Origin of the sequence: Dactylosporangium sp. CA-152071 (genome assembly GCF_050936335.1) — a bacterium.
In the GTDB taxonomy this organism is placed as follows: domain Bacteria; phylum Actinomycetota; class Actinomycetes; order Mycobacteriales; family Micromonosporaceae; genus Dactylosporangium; species Dactylosporangium maewongense.
In genome coordinates, this window is record NZ_JBNJMZ010000001.1 from 6,292,352 (window position 1) to 6,310,354 (window position 18,003).

An 18,003-nucleotide genomic window follows, 5' to 3' on the forward strand; every position below is an offset into this window, starting at 1 on the left:
GCCGAGCAGGGCGGCGGCGGTCAGGGCGGCAAGGCGTTTGGCTGCGGTGAACATCGGTGGCGGCTCCGACGGTGACGCGCTGGCGGGCGCGGACGGCGTGGCGGTTCCCACATGTTCGGTAAATATTGAACAGAACCACCAATCACGTCAAGGCTATCCCAGCGCCTGAATCAACAAACCTCAACGTGTTCTGACAAAAATTCTCAGAACGAGGGCGCTGTAGGGTGGCGCCATGGTCGATGCTGTGCCGCTGCCGGCGCCGGTTCCGCTGCCCGGCGGCGCGACGCTGCGCCCGCTCGAGCTGACGGACGCCGCGGCCCTGCTGGACGTACAGGAGCGAAACCGCGAGCATCTCCGGCGCGCGACGCCGATGCAGCCCGACTCCTTCTGGACGCTCGACGGTCAGCGGGACCGGCTCGAGACGCAGGTCGGGCGCAACCTGGCCGGCGAGGCCCTCGGCTGCGCGATCGCCCGCGACGGCCGGATCCTCGGCTGCGTGACGCTCAGCGGCATCGTGCGCGGCCCGTTCCGCAGCACCAGCCTCGGCTACTGGATCGACGCGGCCGAACAGGGCAAGGGGCTCACCTCGGCGGCGGTCGCCGCGGTCTGCCGCCTCGCCGACGAGCACCTCGGCCTGCACCGCATCGAGGCCAGCACCAACGTGGACAACCTCGCGTCGCAGCGGGTCCTGGCCAGGAACGGCTTCGAGCGGATCGGCGCGGCCCGCGACTACCTGTTCCTCGACGGCGCCTGGCGGGACTCGCTGCTGTTCCAGCGCATCCTCAACGACCGCCAGCCGGCCGCCGGCTCCGCCTGAGAGCGACCGCCAGCCGGCCGCCGGCTCCGCGTGAGAAACGACCGCCGGCCGGCGACCCTCAGCCAGTACGGTCGGCGGCGTGGACATCGAACTGCGTAGCGCCGCCGCCGAGGACGTCCCAGCGGTGCTGGCCTTCTGGAAGATCGCGGCGGAGGGCACGAACCGCGGCGGTGACGACACCGCGGCCGTCGAGGCGCTGCTCTCGCGGGACCCGTCGGCGCTGCTGCTGGCGGTGGCGGGCGGCGAGATCGTCGGGTCGCTCATCGCGGGCTTCGACGGGTGGCGATGTCACCTGTACCGCTTCGCGGTGCACCCCGAACGGCGTCGGCAGGGGATCGGGGCGCGGCTGCTGGCCGCGGCGGAGGAGCGCTTCCGCGGGTTCGGCGCCTGGCGGGTCGACGCGATGGTCCTGGAGGACAACACCCTCGCGCACCAGGTGTGGGCGGCGGCCGGCTACGCGCCGCAGGAGGAGTGGCGGCGCTGGGTGAAGAGCCTCTGACCGCCGATTGGCTCTCGACCCGCACCGACCGGGCCTGACACCGTGAGGAACATGATCACGGTGGGGGCGGCGGCAGGGGTCGCGCTGGTGGCGTTGGGGATGGTGCTCACGCCGGGGCCCAACATGATGTACCTCGTCTCCCGCAGCATCTCCCAGGGCCGCCGGGCCGGCATGATCTCGCTCGCCGGGGTCGCCGCCGGGTTCCTCGTCTACCTGACGCTCGCCTCGGCCGGGCTGTCGGTGGTGTTCTCGACGGTCCCCGCGCTGTACACGACGGTGAAGCTGGCCGGCGCGGCCTACCTCGCCTACCTCGCGTGGCAGGCGGTCCGGCCCGGCGGCACGTCGGTGTTCACGCAGGTCGAGCTGCCGCCGGACTCGACGCGCAAGCTGCTCACGATGGGGCTGATGACCAACCTGCTCAACCCCAAGGCCGCGATCATGTACGCGTCGCTGATCCCGCAGTTCGTCGACCCGCGCGCCGGGCACCTGATGGCGCAGGGGTTCATGCTCGGCGGGGTGCAGATCGCGGTGAGCATGGTGGTCAACGCGGGCATCGTCCTGGCCGCCGGCGGCATCGCGGTCTTCCTGGCCAAGCGTCCCGTGTGGCTGCGGCTGCAGCGGTACGTGACGGGCACGCTGCTCGGCTTGATCGCGGTCAAGCTCGCCACCGACAAGGCCCGGCCGCTACCCGTTTGACAGCGTGGCGGCCTTCGACAGCAGGTAGCGCCGCTCGGGCAGGCTCGTCGTGCGGCGGGCCGCCAGCTCGTACGACGAGCGCGCCGCCGCCGCGTCGCCGGACATCTCCTGCAGGTGCGCGCGGACCGCGGCGAGCCGGTGATGCCTGGCGAGGCGCTCGTCGGCGTCGAGCGACTCCAGCAGGCGCAGGCCCGCACCCGGCCCCTGCACCATCGCCACCGCCACGGCCCGGTTGAGCGTCACCATCGGGTTCGGCGCGACCCGCTCCAGCAGCTGGTACAGGGCGAGGATCTGCGGCCAGTCGGTGTCCGCCGCCGACCCGGCCTCGTCGTGGATCGCGGCGATCGCGGCCTGCAGCTGGTACGGGCCGGGCGGCCCCTTCGGCAGCGTCCGCGTGATCAGCTCGACGCCTTCGGCCACCGCCGGCCGGTGCCACAGCGCGCGGTCCTGCTCGGCGAGCGGCACCAGCGTGCCGTCCGGCAGGGCGCGCGCCGGCCGGCGGGCGTCGGTGAGCAGCATCAGCGCGAGCAGCCCGGCCACCTCGCCGTCGTCTGGCAGGAGCCGGTGCACCTCCCGCGTCAGGCGGATCGCCTCGGTGGTCAGCTCGGGCCGGTGCAGGTCGTCGCCGGAGCTGGCGGTGTACCCCTCGTTGAAGATCAGGTAGAGCACCTGCAGCACGACCTGGAGGCGGCCCGCGCGTTCGGCGGGCGGCGGCATGCTGAACCCCGCACCCGCGGCCCGGATCTTCTGCTTGGCCCGGCTGATGCGCTGCGCGAGCGTCGCCTCCGGCACGAACAGCGCGTGCGCGATCTGCGCGGTCGTCAGCCCGCCCACGGCCCGCAGCGTCAGCGCCAGCTGCGACGCGCTCGTCAGCGACGGGTGGCAGCACAGGAACAGCAGCAGCAACGTGTCATCTTTGTCGGAAATGTCAGGCGGGTCCGAGGTTTCATGTGAAACGGCGATGGACAACTCACGCCTGCGCCGCGCGTCCTCGCTGCGGAACTGATCGGTCAGCCGCCGCGAGGCGATCGTGATCAGCCACCCGCGCGGCTGCTCGGGCACCCCCTCGCGGGGCCACTGCAGCGCCGCCGCCAGCAACGCCTCCTGCACGGCGTCCTCGCAGGCGTCGAACTGCCCGTGCCGCCGGACCAGCACCCCGAGCACCTGCGGCGCCAGCCGCCGCAGCTCCTCCTCGACCCCGACACTCACGGAGAACAACGATCCCACGGCGGCGCCGCCCTGTACGAGGGCGGCGCCGCCGTCGCGGGCTCAGTGGACGGTGCCGGCGGAGCCGGTGCCCCGGCGGACGGGTTCCGCGCAGGCGAGGAGCTTGCCGCGGGGGAGGAACTCGATCGCTGTGGCGGCGCCGATCTCGGCCATGGGGGTGAACGTGTGGCCGAGGGTGCCGAGCGCCACGCCGGGGCCCGAGATGAAGGCGGGCTCGGCGACCACGGCCGCGGTGTTGCGCTGGGTGGCGCGGGGCGCGGCCAGGGCCTGCGGGAGCGTCATGCCCAGGTCGATCCGGTTGATCAGGATCTGCAGGACGGTGGTGATGATGGTCGAGCCGCCGGGGGAGCCGAGGGCCAGGAACGGGCGGCCGTGCTGCAGGACGATCGTCGGGGCCATCGAGCTGCGCGGGCGCTTGCCGGGGGCGGGGAGGTTCGGGTCGTCGGCCGGCGCCTGGGTGTTGGTGAAGTTGAAGTCGGTCAGCTCGTTGTTGAGCAGGAAGCCGCGGCCGGGGACGACGATGCCGTTGCCGCCGATCTGCTCGATCGTGAGCGTGTACTCCACGACGTTGCCCCACTTGTCGGCGACGGTCAGGTTGGTCGTCGACTTGCCGAAGTCCGCCGTCGCTCCACCCGCCGTGGTCGCGCAGGAGGCACCCGGTACACCGGGCGGCACCGGCTTCGTGGCGGCGTGCAGCGGGTCGATCCGGCAGGCGCGGGACGCCGCGAAGTCGTTGGTCAGCAGCGACTCGAGCAGCGGGCGCGGGGTGTGGTCACCGACGTAGCGGTTGCGGTCGGCGAAGGCGAGCGCGCTGGCCTCCAGGTAGCGGTGCAGGGCCTGCGTGCCGTCGAGCCGGCCCAGGTCGGAGCGCTCCAGGATGTTCAGGGCCTCGCCGACGGTGGAGCCGCCCGAGGACGGGGTGGCCATGCCGTAGACGTCATAGCCGCGGTACACCATGTGCGTCGGCTCGGGGCGGCGGACCTCGTAGGCGCGCAGGTCGGCGAGGGTCATGCCGCCGGGGCGGATCTGGTACTGCCACGGCACCGACGGGTTCGCCGCGACCGGCGGGTGCTGGACGGCCGTCACGATGTCGCGGCCCACCTCACCGCCGTAGAACGCGTCGATGCCGCGGCGCGCGACCAGGTCGTAGGTCGCGGCGAGGTCGGGGTTGCGCAACGTGCTGCCGACCGCCGGCGGCTGCCCGCCCGGCAGGAACAGCGCCGCCGTCGGCGTGAACTGCGCGAACGCCGCCTTGTTGTCGCTGACCTGGGTCGCGAACGTCTGGTCGACGGTGAAGCCGCGGCGCGCGACCTCGCTGGCGGGGCGCAGGTTGGTGGCGAGGGACCGCTTGCCCCACCGGCGCAGCGCGGTGTCCCATGTGGCCAGGGTGCCGGGGACGCCGGCGGAGATGCCGCTGACCCGCGCCTCCTGGAAGGCGTACGGCTGGCCGGTCGCCGGGTCGACGAACGCCGTGGACGTCATCGACTGCGGCGCGGTCTCACGGCCGTCGAGGGTGGACACCTTGCCGCTGCGGGCGTCGTAGTACACGAAGAACCCGCCGCCGCCGATGCCCGCGGAGAACGGCTCGGTCACGCCGAGGGTCGCCGCGACCGCGACGGCGGCGTCGACCGCGTTGCCGCCGCGGCGCAGCACGTCCAGCCCGACCGCGGTGGCCGTCGGGTCGACCGAGGTCACCGCGCCGCCGTGCCCGGTCGCGGTGGGGCCGGTGGACGAGGCGAGGGTGGGTGTCGCGGGTCCGCCCACCAGGGGCACGAGGAGAAGGGGGATCAACAGCAGCCTACGCATGGTGCCTCCCGGAGGATCGACGGCGATCGCTCCTCCTGCCTACCGCCCCTGGGCGTCGGGCACAACCCGGAACGTGCGGCGGTATGCGCTCGGAGCGACGCCGATCGTGGTCTGCAGGTGCTGGCGCAGCGACGCGGCCGTGCCGAGCCCCGACCGGCGGGCGATCTGCTCCACCGCCAGGTCGGTGCTCTCCAGCAGCCCGCGGGCGTGGTCGACCCGCTGCTGCAGCAACCACCGGGCCGGGCTCACCCCGGTCTCCTCGCGGAAACGCCGGGTGAACGTGCGCACACTCATCGTGGCGTACGCGGCCATGTCCTGCAGCGTCAGCGGCTCGGCGAGTCGCCGCAACGCCCACTCGCGGGTGGGTGCGGTCGTGGTGTCGGTGAGCCGCGGCAGGGGCCGCTCGATGTACTGCGCCTGCCCGCCCTCCCGCCACGGCGGCACGACGCTGCGCCGCGCCGCCCGGTTGGCGACCTCGCTGCCGAAGTCGGTGCGCACCACGTGCAGGCACAGGTCGACCCCGGCGCCGACCCCGGCGGAGGTGAGCACGTCGCCGTCGTCGATGAACAGCACGTCCGGGTCGAGCTTGACCTGCGGGTACAGCGCCCGGAACTGGTCGGCCCACCCCCAGTGCGTGGTCGCCGGGCGGTCGTCGAGCAGGCCGGCGGCGGCGAGCACGAACGCCCCGGTGCAGATCGACATGACCCGGGCCCCGCGGGCGTGCGCCGCGAGCAGCGCCGCCGCGACGGACGGGTCGAGGGTGGCGTCCTCGACTGGCCCGCCGCGGTGGATTCCGGCCACGACGACGGTGTCGACCCGCTCGGTGATCTCCAGCCCGTGCTCGGGCAGCACCTGGAAGCCGGCCGCGCTGCGCACCGGCAGCCCACCCGGCGTGCAGACCTGGATCTTGTACTTGCGGTGGCCGTCGTCCCCGCGGGCGGCGCCGAAGATCTGCGACGGGGTGCCGAGGTCGAACGCCACGACCCCGTCGAGCGCGATGACGGCCACCAGATGCCTACCCATGGCCCAATTCTTGCGCACTATGGCTTCCGGGCCACTCGTCCGCGCGTACCGGAGCCAGAAGGATGATGACCGTGAAACGACCCCACCCTGCCTGGCTGGTCGCCGCGGTCGCGTTCGTCGCGCTGGTCGGCGCGGCGGGCTTCCGGGCCACCCCCGGCGTCATGCTGCACCCGCTGCACGAGGAGTTCGGCTGGTCGCTGGGGACCATCTCCCTCGCGGTGTCGATCAACCTGCTCCTGTTCGGCCTCACCGCGCCCTTCGCCGCCGCGCTCATGGAGCGCTTCGGGATCCGGCGGGTCGTGGCGTACGCGCTGCTGCTCGTCTCCGCCGGCAGCGGGCTGACGGTCTTCATGCGGCACAGCTGGGAGCTCATCGCGCTGTGGGGCGTGCTCGTCGGCCTCGGCACCGGCTCGATGGCGCTCGCGTTCGTCGCGACGGTCACCGGCCGCTGGTTCGTCAAGCGGCGCGGCCTGGTCACCGGCGTGCTCACCGCCGGCGGCGCGGCCGGCCAGCTGGTGTTCCTGCCGCTGCTCGCGCTCCTGGTCGACAGCCACGGGTGGCGCGCCGCCGCGCTGACGGTGGCCGGTGCGGCGCTGGTCGTGGTGCCCCTCGTCCTCTGGCGGCTGCGCGACCACCCGGCGGACCTGGGCGTGACCGCCTATGGCGCCACCGATGCAGATGCGGCGCCGGTACCGCCGGCGACGGGTGGCGCGGCGCGGCGGGCCCTGGGCGCGTTGCGCGGTGCCGCCCGGGTGCCCGCGTTCTGGCTGCTCGCGGGCGGGTTCGCGATCTGCGGCGCCACCACCAACGGGCTGATCGGCACCCACTTCATCCCCGCCGCGCACGACCACGGCATGACCGAGCCGGTCGCGGCGTCGCTGCTGGCGCTGGTCGGCCTGTTCGACATCGTCGGCACGATCGCGTCCGGCTGGCTCACCGACCGGATGGACAGCCGTGTCCTGCTCGGCTGGTACTACGCCCTGCGCGGCGCGTCGCTGCTGGTGCTCCCGGCGCTGTTCGCCGCCACGGTGCGGCCGAGCATGGTCGTCTTCATCCTCTTCTACGGCCTCGACTGGGTGGCGACGGTCCCGCCGACGGTCGCGTTGTGCCGCGAGTACTTCGGCGCGTCCGGCCCGGTGGTGTTCGGCTGGGTCTTCGCGTCGCACCAGTTCGGCGCGGCGATCGCGGCGACGGGCACCGGTCTGCTGCGCGACCGGCTCGGCAACTACGACCTGGCCTGGTACGTCGCGGGCGGGCTGTCGATCGCCGCGGCCGGCCTGTCGCTGCTGCTGTTGCGCACCCGGCGCGGGGTCGTGACGCCCGCGCCGGTCGCGGTGGCCGCGGCGTAGCGGCGGCCTGCTTCGGCGTGACGGCTCTGCTTCGGCGTGACGGCCGTGCTTCGGCGGGACCGTCAGCCCAGGCGGAAGTCCAGGTCCGGGGTGATCTCCAGCGTGTCCATCTGGGCGCGCTGGAGCCGGCCGGAGTAGTCCCAGTTCATCGACTGCCAGCGGGTGAACTGGTCTAGCACCCAGACGCCCGACTGGCGGCTGCCGTTGCCGGACCTGCCGTTGCCGCCGAAGGGCAGGTGCGCCTCCGCGCCGGAGGTGGAGTTGTTGACGCTGACCATCCCGGCGCGGGTGCGGCGGCGGAACGTGAACGCCTTGCGCGGGTCGGTGGTGTAGATCGCGGCGGACAGCCCGTAGCCGGGCGCGTCGGCCAGCTCGACCGCCTCGTCCAGCGTGCCGTAGGACGTCACACCGACCAGCGGACCGAAGGTCTCCTGCTGGAAGATCTTGTCTTCCGGCCGTACACCGTGGACCAGCGCCGGATGGTAGAACAGGCCCCGCTCCGGGTCGCCGACGAAGCCCTCGCGCGGGTTGGCGGCGCTGATCCTGCCGGTCGGGCCCGCCGGCCGGTGGTGGTCCTCGATCCAGCCGAGGAACTCCTCGAAGCGCGCGGCGAAGCGGTCGGTCATCAGCGGGCCGTAGAGCACCGACGGGTCGGAGGGGTCGCCGATGCGCGCGCCGGCGATCGCCTCCTCCAGCCTCGCGGTGAAGGGCTCGAGGACGCTCTCCTGCACGATCAGCGTGCCGAGCGACGTGCAGCGCTGGCCCGCCGTGCCGAACCCGGCGAAGAGCGCGCCGTGCACCGCGAGATCCAGGTCGGCGTCCTCGGTGACGACCATCGGGTTCTTGCCGCCGAGCTCCAGGCAGGCGCTCTGCAGGTGCCGGCCGGCGAGCTCGCCGATCCGCGCGCCGACCTCCGACGAGCCGGTGAACCCGACCTTGTCGACCAGCCCCGCCTCCAGCGCCCGGTCCAGGCCCTCGAACGTGGTCGCCCCGTCGGCGAACACCACGTCGAAGACCCCGTCGGGCACCCCCGCGCGCCGGATGAGCTGGGCGAACGCGTCGGCGCAGGCGGCGGAATACTCGGCCGGCTTCCACACGACGGCGTTGCCGCACAGCAGGGCCGGCACCAGATACCAGCTGGGGACCGCGACCGGGAAGTTGCCGGCCGTGATGATCGCGGCGACCCCGACCGGCACGCGGAACGTGAACAGCTGCTTGTCGGGCATCTCGCTCGGCACCGTCTGCCCGTAGAGGCGGCGGCCCTCGCCGAGGAAGAAGTCGCAGGTGTCGACGATCTCCTGGACCTCGCCGCGGGCCTCGGCGGTCGTCTTGCCGACCTCCCGCGTCACGAGCGCGGCGAGGGCCTCGAAGTTGGCCTCGACGAGCCGGCCCAGGTTGGCGATCACCCGGCCGCGGACCGGGGCCGGCACGTCGGCCCAGTCCCGTTGCGCGCGGCGGGCGGAGCGGCAGGCGGCGACGAACGTGTCGGCGTCGGCGAGGGCGACCTCGGCGACGACCTGGTCGAGGTGGGCCGGGTCGACGGACCGGAAGCGGGCGTCGCCGGGCGCGTCGAGGGGTCTGCCGCCGACGGTGGAGACGAGGAGCTTGCTCATGCCCCCATCTTGCCGTGGGGCTACGACATTTTTCCGTGGGGCGTGTCGGCCGGGTGCTGGGACGTGGGCGGCGGGGCGAACGCCAGCTCGCCGCCGAACTGGTCGTGCAGCCGGACGTCGTAGTAGTCGGCGGCGTCGGCCACCCAGTCGCGGGCGTTGCTCAGCTCGGTCGCGTCGAGCGTCTCGGCCATCAGCTCGTAGGACGCGATGACCGAGTCGTCGCGCCAGAACAGCCGGACGAAGTTGAGCCGGCCGTTGAGCTCGTTGAGCTCCGTCAGCAGCCGCGGCGAGCACTCCAGCCGGCGCAGCAGCGGCGAGAAGACCCGCACGAACGGCGGATCGTTGGCGACCAGGCGCAGGTAGACCACGGCGGTGCCGCTGCGGATCGCGGCCGGGGTGGCGCTCAGGTCGGCGGGCACCGCCTGTCCGCCGAGGTAGTCGGTGAGCAGGTGGTGCACCCGGATGCGCACGGCGTCGTCGATCGACACGCCTGTCACCCTATCGAATGACCGCGCGGTCACCCGGTCACCCGGACTTGCCGGGGCGCCCCGGGGGCAGGAAGCCGCGGCGGCGGGCCTCCTTGACCCAGCGGTGCGCGGTGCTGACCGGCACCCCGTGCCGATCGGCCAGGTCGCAGGCGGGCCGGGGCGAGTCCTGCGCGAAGTCGAGGTAGACGTCGGCGACCTCGCGGTAGAAGACGTCCGGCCGTCCCCGTGACGGGTTCGCCGCGGCGGGCGACGTACGGGCGACCGCCAGCACCGGCTCGACCATCTCCCAACCCGTGTCACCGGCGACGGGCGGCGCGACCGGTCGCGCCCGTGGATTGAGCACCGGCGGCGTGTCGATCGACTCGTGGACGACCGCGAGCTGCGCGTTGGCGGCGGCCTCGATCCGCCCGACGGGGATCGCCCGGAGCAGGTCCGCACTCGGCGAGCCGTCGATGTGCAACCCCGTCAGCACCAGCCGACCACCATCAGCGACGCCGACCCGCACCCGGACGCTCTGCGCCAGGGGCGGCTCCTGACGCCACTCATACCAGCCATCGGCGACTGGGAGAAGCCGGCCACGCACCCGGCAAATCTAGACCACTCTTCCTCGAATCAACAATTGCGCGAACCTAGACGTCTAGATACGCTGATCTGGACCCACCAGCCAGAGGCTTCAACGGGGGGTGTCTGGAGCAGCAGGTGCGTGGCCGCGCACCGACAGTTCCAGCAGGAGCCGACGGCACGTCTGCCTCGCCTTGGGGGAGCAAGGGGGAGGGCGCAGACGGGTGGTCTGCCGGGCGGATCGCGCAGCAATGCGCGTCCCGCCCGGCGGCGTCGGTGACAAGCCGCGGTCGCGGGGTCTCGCCGGACCCCGCGACCGTCCACTGCTTGGTCGACGCTGCTGCACGGCCCGGTTCGCGACGCCCGCACCGGTCGACTTCCACCGATCCCCGCACCCGGGGCGGCGCTCTGTGCCTCGCGCACGCGCCGATCAACACCCGGCGGTGTGCCGTCTTCAGCTCCGGCGTGGACCGGCCTGCCCGTTCGGCACAGTCTGGATCGGCACCGCCTGTATCGACGCTGGCCAGATCGACACTCCTCGACAGGCGTTGGTCAATGCCCGGGTCGGTGGCGGCCGGTGTAGAGGAGGAAGACGCCGGCGAGGACGACGCCGATGCAGAGCAGGGACACCATGGCCACGGTGATGAGGACCCAGATGAGGGCGCCGAGCTTGCGGCCCGGGTTGATGTCGATGCGGGCGGGTGGGAGCTCGGCGGCCCCCAGCTCGGCCGCGACGTCCGCCGGGTCGCCGAGCAGGTCCAGGATCGAGCGGACCTCGTCCTCGGGCGCGTGGGGGCGGCCGCCCGACCCGGGGTGCGGCTCGGCGTGCCGGGTCTCGGCGAGCTTGCCGGCGATGTGGTCGCTGAGGTCGGCGAGCAGTTCGGCGCGGCGGCCGGCGGGCACGTTCTGCAGCGCCTGCTCGACCGCGTGGAGATAGTCGTTGACCAGGCCATCGTAGGTGTTCAAGGCGCCCCCGTCCGGAAAAGCTGGCACTCTCCAGCATGATCAGTAAGACTTTTCGAGCAGGCACGCAGTCCTGGAGGGAGCGATGTGAGCGCACCGACCCGCTGGCTCGACGCCGAGGAACAACTCGCCTGGCGTGCTTTCTACTCCGCCGCGACGCAGCTGATCGACCGGCTCGACCGCGAGCTGCAGCACGACGCGGGCATGCCGCACGCCTACTACGAGATCCTCGTCGTGCTGTCGGAGTCGCCGGGACGCACCCGGCGGATGAGTGAGCTCGCCGACCTCACCAGGTCCTCGCGCAGCCGCCTCAGCCACGCCGTCACCAAGCTCGAGGCCCGCGGCTGGGTCCGCCGGCGCGACTGCGACGACGACAAGCGCGGGCAGTTCGCCGACCTGACCGACGTCGGCTTCGCCGCCATCGAGGCGGCCGCGCCCGGTCACGTGGAGACGGTGCGCAAGCACCTGTTCGACGCCCTCACCGAGGAGCAGGTCGAGCAGCTGCGCAAGATCAGCGAAGCGATCACGGCCTCCCTCAAGTAACGCCCTCAGGTAGACCCTGAAGTACCCCCGGCGGGGCACTGCGCCTTGTGTCGATCATTGTGTGTCGATACGTTCACGGCCTGCCGCGAGATGGGGGCCCCGCCATGAAGCGCCTGAAACTCACGCAAACCATCGCCGCCGCGGCCTTCGCCGTGGCCGCGCTGGCCGCGGTGCAGGGCAGCGTGCCGACGCTGCCCGAGCAGGCGAGGACACCGAGCGGCTACGCCGGCGGCGTGCCCCAGTGGGAGAACGAGCCGTCGATCGCCAGCCTCCTCGCCGGCGGCACCCAGCAGCACGCCGAACAGTTCTACTTCGTGCTGCCCGACCGGTTCGCCGACGGCGACCCGTCCAACAACACCGGCGGCCTGTCCGGCGGCCGGCTGAGCTCGGGCTACGACCCCACCGACAAGGGCTTCTACCACGGCGGCGACCTCAAGGGCGTCATCGACCGGCTCGACTACATCGAGCACCTCGGCACCACCGCGATCTGGCTCGCCCCCGTGTTGAAGAACCGGCCGGTGCAGGGCAGCGGCGCCGACGTCTCGGCCGGCTACCACGGCTACTGGACCACCGACTTCACCCAGATCGACCCCCACTTCGGCACGAAGGCCGACCTGCAGCGGCTCGTCGACCTCGCGCACCGCCGGGGCATCAAGGTCTACCTCGACGTCATCACCAACCACACCGCCGACGTCATCCGGTACGCGCAGGACCAGTACTCCTACCGGAGCAAGACGGACTACCCGTACAAGGACGCCTCCGGCAACAGGTTCGACGACCGCGCCTTCGCCGACGGGCGGCGCGGCTTCCCGCCGGTCAACGCGCAGTCCTTCCCGTACACCCCGGTCTTCGGCAGCGAGGCGGACAAGACCGCCAAGAAGCCGGCGTGGCTCAACGACCCGCTCATGTACCACAACCGCGGCGACTCCACGTTCAGCGGCGAGAACAGCGAGTACGGCGACTTCTTCGGCCTCGACGACCTGTGGACCGAGCGCCCGGAGGTCGTCCGCGGGATGACGAAGATCTACGCCGACTGGGTCAAGGACACCGGGATCGACGGCTACCGGATCGACACCACCAAGCACGTCAACATGGAGTTCTGGCCGCAGTTCGTCGAGGGCGTCGACAAGGTCGCCAAGCGGGACTTCTTCATGTTCGGCGAGGTGTACGACGCCGACCCGCGGTTCGACTCGACCTACGTGCGCAAGGGGCGGCTGCCGGCGACCCTGGACTTCCCGTTCCAGCAGGCCGCGACCGACTACGCGGCCCGCGGCGGCTCCGCGGCCGGGCTCGCCGGCGTGTACGCGCAGGACGACCTGTACACCTCGGCCGGCACCACCGCGGGCACCCTGCCGACGTTCCTGGGCAACCACGACATGGGCCGCATCGGCATGTTCGTCGCCGGCGGCGGCACCGACCCCGCCACGCACCTGCGCCGCGACCAGCTCGCCCACGAGCTGATGTTCCTCACCCGTGGGCAGCCGGTCGTCTACTCCGGCGACGAGCAGGGCTTCACCGGCGCCGGCGGCGACAAGGACGCCCGGCAGGACATGTTCCCGAGCGTCACCCCCGACTACCTCGACGACGACCTGCTCGGCACCGACACCACCCACGCGGTCGCGCACTACGACGAGAGCCACCCGGTCTACCGCACGATCGCCGGCCTGGCCCAGCTGCGGCAGGCACACCCGGCGCTCAAACAGGGCGTGCAGGTGACCCGGTACGCGGCGCAGGGCGCGGGCGTGTTCGCGTTCTCCCGGATCGACCCCCAGCAGCGCGTGGAGTACCTGGTCGCCACCAACAACGCCACTTCCACGCAGACCGTCACCGTCCCGACGGCCATGGCGAGCACCACCTTCGACCGGATCTACCCGTCCACGGGCGCGATCGCCGCCTCCGCCGGGGACGGCCGGCTGCAGCTGGACGTGCCGCCGCTGAGCACCGTGGTGTTCAAGGCCCGCGGCGCGATCGCTAAGCCGGCCGCGAAACCCACCGTCACGCTGGTCGCGCCCGCCGCCGGGCAGCCCGTCCCCGGCGGTGCCCAGTTCCAGGCCGAGGTCAAGGCGGAGGTCACCGGCGACCCCCTCGCCACGGTCACGTTCGCCGCGAAGGTCGGCAACGGCCCGTGGAAGCTGCTCGGCACCGACCACGCCGCGCCGTACAGCGTCACCCACGACCTCGACGGGCTGCCCGCCGGCACGGCGCTGGAGTACAAGGCGGTCGTGCGCGACGGCTCCGGCCGTACCGCAGAGACGAGAATCACCGCGAAGGTCGGCACGCCGCCGAGCGCCGCCGCGCCCGACTACGCGGTCGTGCACTACCAGCGCCCGACCGGCGGTTATGAGCCGTGGAGCCTCTACGCGTGGGGCGACATCGAGTCGCCGATGACGTGGCCGGCCGGCGCCCCGTTCGCCGGTGAGGACTCGTTCGGGCGCTTCGCATGGGTCAAGCTGAAGCCGGGGGCGGCGAACGTCGGCTTCCTCGTGGTCGACTCGAGCGGGGTGAAGGACGTCGCCGTCGACCGCTCGCTCGACCCGACGAAGACGCCGGAGATCTGGCTCAAGCAAGGAGACGCGACCATCTACACCTCACAGGCCGCGGCCACCGGCACCGTCGCCGTGCACTACGGGCGGCCCGACGGCGACTACACCGGCTGGGGCCTGCACCTGTGGGGCGACGGCCTCGCGCCCGGCACCGGCACCGACTGGTCCGCGCCGCGCCCGCCCGACGGCACCGACAGCTACGGCGCCTTCTGGCACGTGCCGGTGACCGACCCGGGCAAGCCGGTCAACTTCATCGTCCACAAGGGCGACGTGAAGGACCCCGGCGTCGACCAGTCCGTCCTGCCGAGCCGGCAGGGCGAGGCCTGGGTGCGCTCCGGCGAGGCGACCGTCCACCCGACCCGCGCCGCCGCCGAGCACACCGCCGTGCTGCACTACCGCCGCCCGGCCGGCGACTACACCGGCTGGGGGCTGCACGTCTGGACCGGCGCGGCGACCCCCACCGACTGGGGCGCCCCGCTGCTCCCCGAAGCCAGCGACGCGTTCGGCGCGCGGTTCCGGGTGCCGCTGGCGGACAACGCCACGACGCTCAACTACATCCTGCACAACGGCGACACCAAGGACCTGCCCGCCGACCAGGCGCTCGACCTCGTCACCGTCGGGCACGAGGTCTGGATCCTGTCCGGGCAGGAGCGCTACCTGCTGCCGATCCCGCCGCAAGGCACCCCCGACACGGACCTGACCAAGGCGAAGGCGGTGTGGGTCGACCACGACACCATCGCGTGGCGGTCCGGGCCCACCGACGGGCACTCCTACGAGCTGCTGTCCGCGCCCAACGGCGGCCTGTCGGTGGTCGACAGGCAGGTCGTCGGCGTCGCAAAGGCCCTGCCGATGCGCGCCACCGGCGGCCTGTCCGAGCCGCAGCGGGCGAAGTTCCCACACCTGTGGGCGTACCAGGCGTTCCACGTCACCGGCGACCGCGCCGCCGTGGCCACCGCGCTGCGCGGGCAGGTCGTCGTCGTCGAACGCGACGCCGCCGGCGCCGTCACCGAGGCCAGCGCCGTGCAGGTCGCCGGGGCGCTCGACGACCTCTACGTCGGCGCCGTCGGCGCGAAGCTCGGCCCGCACTTCGAGGGCGGGCGCGTCTCGGTCAGCGTGTGGGCGCCGACCGCGCAGAACGTCGCGCTGGAGCTCTTCGACGACCCGTCAGCGCAGCCGGTACTGGCGGCGATGAAGCGCGACGAGCACACCGGCGTCTGGACGGCGACCGGCGACCGCGGCTGGAAGGGCCGCTACTACCGGTTCCGGGTCACCGCCTGGCAGCCCGCGGTCCGGGGCGTGACGACGGCGTCGGTGACCGACCCCTACTCGGTGTCGCTCGCCGCCGACTCCACCCACAGCCAGATCGTCGACCTGTCCGACGCCGCCCTGCAGCCGCCCGGCTGGTCCGCGGTCAAGAAGCCGCCGGTGCCGGCCCGGCCGCAGATCCAGGAGCTGCACGTCCGCGACTTCTCCGTCGCCGACACCACCGTGCCGGCACAGCAGCGCGGCACGTACCTCGCCTTCGCCCAGGCCCAGTCGGCCGGCATGACACACCTGCGGGACCTGGCCAAGGCAGGCACGTCCTACGTGCACCTGCTGCCGGTCTTCGACATCTCCACGATCCCCGAGCGGCGGGCCGACCAGCAGCAGCCGCCGTGCGACCTGACCACGCTGCCGCCGGACTCCAGCCAGCAGCAGGCGTGCGTCGCCCAGATCGCGGAGCAGGACGGCTACAACTGGGGCTACGACCCGTTCCACTACTCCACGCCCGAAGGCTCCTACGCGACCGACCCGCAGGGCACCCCGCGGATCAGCCAGTTCCGCCAGATGGTCGCCGGGCTCAACGGTGCCGGCCTGCGGGTCGTCGTCGACGTCGTCTACAACCACACCACCGCCGCCGGCACCGACCCGCACTCGGTCCTCGACCAGATCGTGCCCGGCTACTACCACCGGCTGCTCGACGACGGCACCGTCGCCAACTCCACCTGCTGCGCCAACACGGCGCCGGAGAACGCGATGATGGGCAAGCTCGTCGTCGACTCGGTCGTGCTGTGGGCCAAGCAGTACAAGGTCGACGGTTTCCGCTTCGACCTCATGGGCCACCACCCGAAGGCCAACATCCTCGCCGTGCGCGCCGCGCTGGACCAGCTGACCCTCGGCAAGGACGGCGTCGACGGCAAGAAGATCCTCATCTACGGCGAGGGCTGGAACTTCGGCGAGGTCGCCGACAACGCCCGCTTCGTCCAGGCGACCCAGGCCAACATGGCCGGCACCGGCATCGGCACCTTCAACGACCGGCTCCGCGACGCGGTCCGCGGCGGCGGCCCGTTCGACGGCGACCCGCGCATCCAGGGGTTCGCGTCCGGCCTGTACACCGCGCCCAACGGCGACCCGGCCAACGGCACCACGGCCGAGCAGCGGGCCAGGCTCCTGCACTACCAGGACCTGATCCAGGTCGGGCTCACCGGCAACCTCGCCGCCTACGAGTTCGTCGACTCCACCGGCCACCGGGTCACCGGCGCGCAGGTCGACTACAACGGCTCACCCGCCGGCTACACGCGCCTGCCCGCCGAGGGGGTCACGTACGTCGACGCCCACGACAACGAGATCCTCTACGACGCCCTCGCCTACAAGCTGCCGACCGGCACGACCGCCGAGCAGCGGGCGAGGCTGCAGGTGCTCGCCCTGTCCACGACCGTCCTCGGCCAGGGGACCGGGTTCGTCACCACCGGCTCCGACCGGCTGCGCTCCAAGTCCCTGGACCGCAACTCGTTCAACTCCGGCGACTGGTTCAACCAGATCCGCTGGGACTGCGCGGCCGGCAACGGCTTCGGCGCGGGCCTGCCACCCGCCGCCGACAACCAGGACAAGTGGACCTACGCCCAGCCGCTGCTGGCGAACCCGGCGCTCGTCCCCGACTGCGCCGCCGTCGACCTCGCCGCCGCCCGCTTCCAGGAGCTGCTGACGATCCGGGCGAGCTCGCCGGCGTTCTCGCTGGGCACCGCGACGCAGGTCCAGCAGCGGATGGCGTTCCCGCTGTCCGGCGCGTCCGCGACGCCCGGCGTGATCACGATGACGCTGGACGCCCGCGGCCTCGACCAGCGGTTCCAGACGATCGTGGTGGTCTTCAACGCCGGCCCGGCCGCCGCGACGCAGACGGTCGGCGCCTACGCGGGTGGGCGGTTCGTGCTCCATCCGGTGCAGGCCGCCTCGGCGGACCCGCTCGCCCGCCAGGCCACGTTCGACAGCGCCCACGGCACGTTCACCGTCCCTGGGCGGACCGTCTCGGTCTTCGTCCGGCCCGCCTGACCGTTTCCATGATCCGGTAGACCTCGCGCGGGTCTACCGGATCACCGAAAAGCCTCAAGGCTGGGCGGTCGGTGCCGTTTTGTCCGGTGTGAGGCATCATCGGGCGTTCACCGCCGCCGGGCTGCTGCTGGTCGCGCTGCTGGCCGGGGCGACCGGCAAGCCGTCGCCGCCACCCGGGCCGCCGCTGCCCGGGCCGCCGGCGGTCATCGAGCCGGGCGCGCCGCCGTCGACGCTGCCGGCGCTGAGTGACCTGCCGACGCTCCGCGAACCGACCGGCCGGTCCATCGCGCCGTCCGCGACCGCCGCCGCCGGCACGCCGGGGGAGCCCGCGCCGAGCGTAAAGGCAACCTCAAGCCCGAGCCCCGCGACCACCGAGACCAGCCGCCGGTCGACCGGGTGGATCGGCCTCGGCGGCGTCGTCGTGATCGCCGGAGCGGTCGCCTTCCTCGTACTGCGACGGCGCCGTCACACGTAGTCGCGAACGGCGGGCCGTTTGGCTTGTGACGGCCGCCGTTCGGCGAATGAAGACTTATCGGGGAAGCACCTTTCCAGTAGCGTGCCCTTTC

General features: G+C 72.6%; 13 protein-coding genes and 1 pseudogene. 7 read left to right on the forward strand and 7 right to left on the reverse strand.

All coding sequences use genetic code 11. From position 1 onward, the window contains the following. Positions 1–232: 232 nt before the first annotated feature. The 3 genes and pseudogenes from ACQEVZ_RS28215 (at position 233) to ACQEVZ_RS28225 (ending at position 2,012) form a co-directional block, all read left to right on the forward strand. A complete protein-coding gene (locus tag ACQEVZ_RS28215) occupies positions 233–817 on the forward strand; it encodes a GNAT family N-acetyltransferase (RefSeq protein ID WP_433371874.1) in 585 nt (194 codons plus the stop codon). A 73-nt stretch (positions 818–890) separates the two neighbouring features. Further along, positions 891–1,316 (forward strand): annotated as a pseudogene (locus ACQEVZ_RS28220) (GNAT family N-acetyltransferase); the annotation flags it as partial. Positions 1,317–1,367: 51 nt separating this feature from the next. Beyond that, on the forward strand, positions 1,368–2,012 hold the full coding sequence (locus ACQEVZ_RS28225; RefSeq protein WP_344501161.1) for a LysE family translocator: 645 nt from the start codon (positions 1,368–1,370) through the stop codon (positions 2,010–2,012). Here the strand turns inward: ACQEVZ_RS28225 and ACQEVZ_RS28230 are convergent. From ACQEVZ_RS28230 to ACQEVZ_RS28240, 3 genes are read right to left on the reverse strand one after another with little or no spacing between them, the layout of a single operon-like run. Continuing rightward, positions 2,001–3,221, reverse strand: coding sequence for an RNA polymerase sigma factor (locus ACQEVZ_RS28230; RefSeq protein ID WP_433371878.1), 1,221 nt, complete (start codon positions 3,219–3,221; stop codon positions 2,001–2,003). The two genes, ACQEVZ_RS28225 and ACQEVZ_RS28230, sit on opposite strands and share 12 nt — an antisense overlap. A gap of 60 nt (positions 3,222–3,281) precedes the next feature. Continuing rightward, positions 3,282–5,045 carry a gamma-glutamyltransferase gene (gene ggt / locus ACQEVZ_RS28235; RefSeq protein ID WP_433371881.1) on the reverse strand — a complete coding sequence of 588 codons (1,764 nt, stop codon included), beginning with the start codon at positions 5,043–5,045 and terminating at the stop codon, positions 3,282–3,284. 39 nt (positions 5,046–5,084) lie between these two features. Continuing rightward, on the reverse strand, positions 5,085–6,068 hold the full coding sequence (locus ACQEVZ_RS28240) for a GlxA family transcriptional regulator (RefSeq protein ID WP_433371884.1): 984 nt from the start codon (positions 6,066–6,068) through the stop codon (positions 5,085–5,087). A 65-nt stretch (positions 6,069–6,133) separates the two neighbouring features. Here ACQEVZ_RS28240 and ACQEVZ_RS28245 point away from each other — a divergent pair, with 65 nt between their 5' ends. After that, positions 6,134–7,417, forward strand: a complete 1,284-nt coding sequence (locus ACQEVZ_RS28245) for an MFS transporter (RefSeq protein WP_433377027.1) — start codon at positions 6,134–6,136, stop codon at positions 7,415–7,417. A 62-nt stretch (positions 7,418–7,479) separates the two neighbouring features. Here the strand turns inward: ACQEVZ_RS28245 and ACQEVZ_RS28250 are convergent, their stop codons facing one another. From ACQEVZ_RS28250 to ACQEVZ_RS28265, 4 genes are all read right to left on the reverse strand, one after another. Continuing rightward, complete coding sequence (locus ACQEVZ_RS28250) at positions 7,480–9,030, reverse strand: aldehyde dehydrogenase family protein (protein ID WP_433371887.1); 1,551 nt, start codon at positions 9,028–9,030, stop codon at positions 7,480–7,482. Between the two features lie 20 nt (positions 9,031–9,050). Continuing rightward, positions 9,051–9,518, reverse strand: a complete 468-nt coding sequence (locus tag ACQEVZ_RS28255) for a T3SS (YopN, CesT) and YbjN peptide-binding chaperone 1 (protein WP_433371890.1) — start codon at positions 9,516–9,518, stop codon at positions 9,051–9,053. 37 nt (positions 9,519–9,555) lie between these two features. Beyond that, positions 9,556–10,101: a hypothetical protein gene (locus ACQEVZ_RS28260; RefSeq protein ID WP_433371893.1), complete on the reverse strand. Its 546-nt coding sequence runs from the start codon at positions 10,099–10,101 to the stop codon at positions 9,556–9,558. Positions 10,102–10,631: 530 nt separating this feature from the next. Next, positions 10,632–11,045 (reverse strand): HAAS signaling domain-containing protein, encoded by a 414-nt coding sequence (locus tag ACQEVZ_RS28265; protein ID WP_433371896.1) that lies wholly within the window; start codon positions 11,043–11,045, stop codon positions 10,632–10,634. An 84-nt stretch (positions 11,046–11,129) separates the two neighbouring features. Between ACQEVZ_RS28265 and ACQEVZ_RS28270 the strand changes: the two genes are divergently transcribed. The 3 genes from ACQEVZ_RS28270 (at position 11,130) to ACQEVZ_RS28280 (ending at position 17,912) form a co-directional block, all read left to right on the forward strand. Further along, positions 11,130–11,585, forward strand: coding sequence for a MarR family winged helix-turn-helix transcriptional regulator (locus ACQEVZ_RS28270; protein ID WP_344501170.1), 456 nt, complete (start codon positions 11,130–11,132; stop codon positions 11,583–11,585). A 104-nt stretch (positions 11,586–11,689) separates the two neighbouring features. Then, the gene (pulA, locus tag ACQEVZ_RS28275; protein WP_433371899.1) at positions 11,690–17,437 is read left to right on the forward strand and encodes a pullulanase-type alpha-1,6-glucosidase; all 5,748 of its coding nucleotides are present in this window, start codon (positions 11,690–11,692) and stop codon (positions 17,435–17,437) included. Between the two features lie 88 nt (positions 17,438–17,525). After that, complete coding sequence (locus ACQEVZ_RS28280; protein ID WP_433371902.1) at positions 17,526–17,912, forward strand: hypothetical protein; 387 nt, start codon at positions 17,526–17,528, stop codon at positions 17,910–17,912. The last annotated feature ends 91 nt before the right edge of the window (positions 17,913–18,003 follow it).

Bases quoted from the DNA above. Each gene is read 5' to 3' on its own strand.
- ACQEVZ_RS28215 (WP_433371874.1), top strand. From the start codon at position 233: ATGGTCGATGCTGTGCCGCTGCCGGCGCCGGTTCCGCTGCCCGGCGGC.
- ACQEVZ_RS28225 (WP_344501161.1), top strand. From the start codon at position 1,368: ATGATCACGGTGGGGGCGGCGGCAGGGGTCGCGCTGGTGGCGTTGGGG.
- ggt (WP_433371881.1), bottom strand. From the start codon at position 5,045: ATGCGTAGGCTGCTGTTGATCCCCCTTCTCCTCGTGCCCCTGGTGGGC.
- ACQEVZ_RS28240 (WP_433371884.1), bottom strand. From the start codon at position 6,068: ATGGGTAGGCATCTGGTGGCCGTCATCGCGCTCGACGGGGTCGTGGCG.
- ACQEVZ_RS28245 (WP_433377027.1), top strand. From the start codon at position 6,134: ATGACCGTGAAACGACCCCACCCTGCCTGGCTGGTCGCCGCGGTCGCG.
- ACQEVZ_RS28250 (WP_433371887.1), bottom strand. From the start codon at position 9,030: ATGAGCAAGCTCCTCGTCTCCACCGTCGGCGGCAGACCCCTCGACGCG.
- pulA (WP_433371899.1), top strand. From the start codon at position 11,690: ATGAAGCGCCTGAAACTCACGCAAACCATCGCCGCCGCGGCCTTCGCC.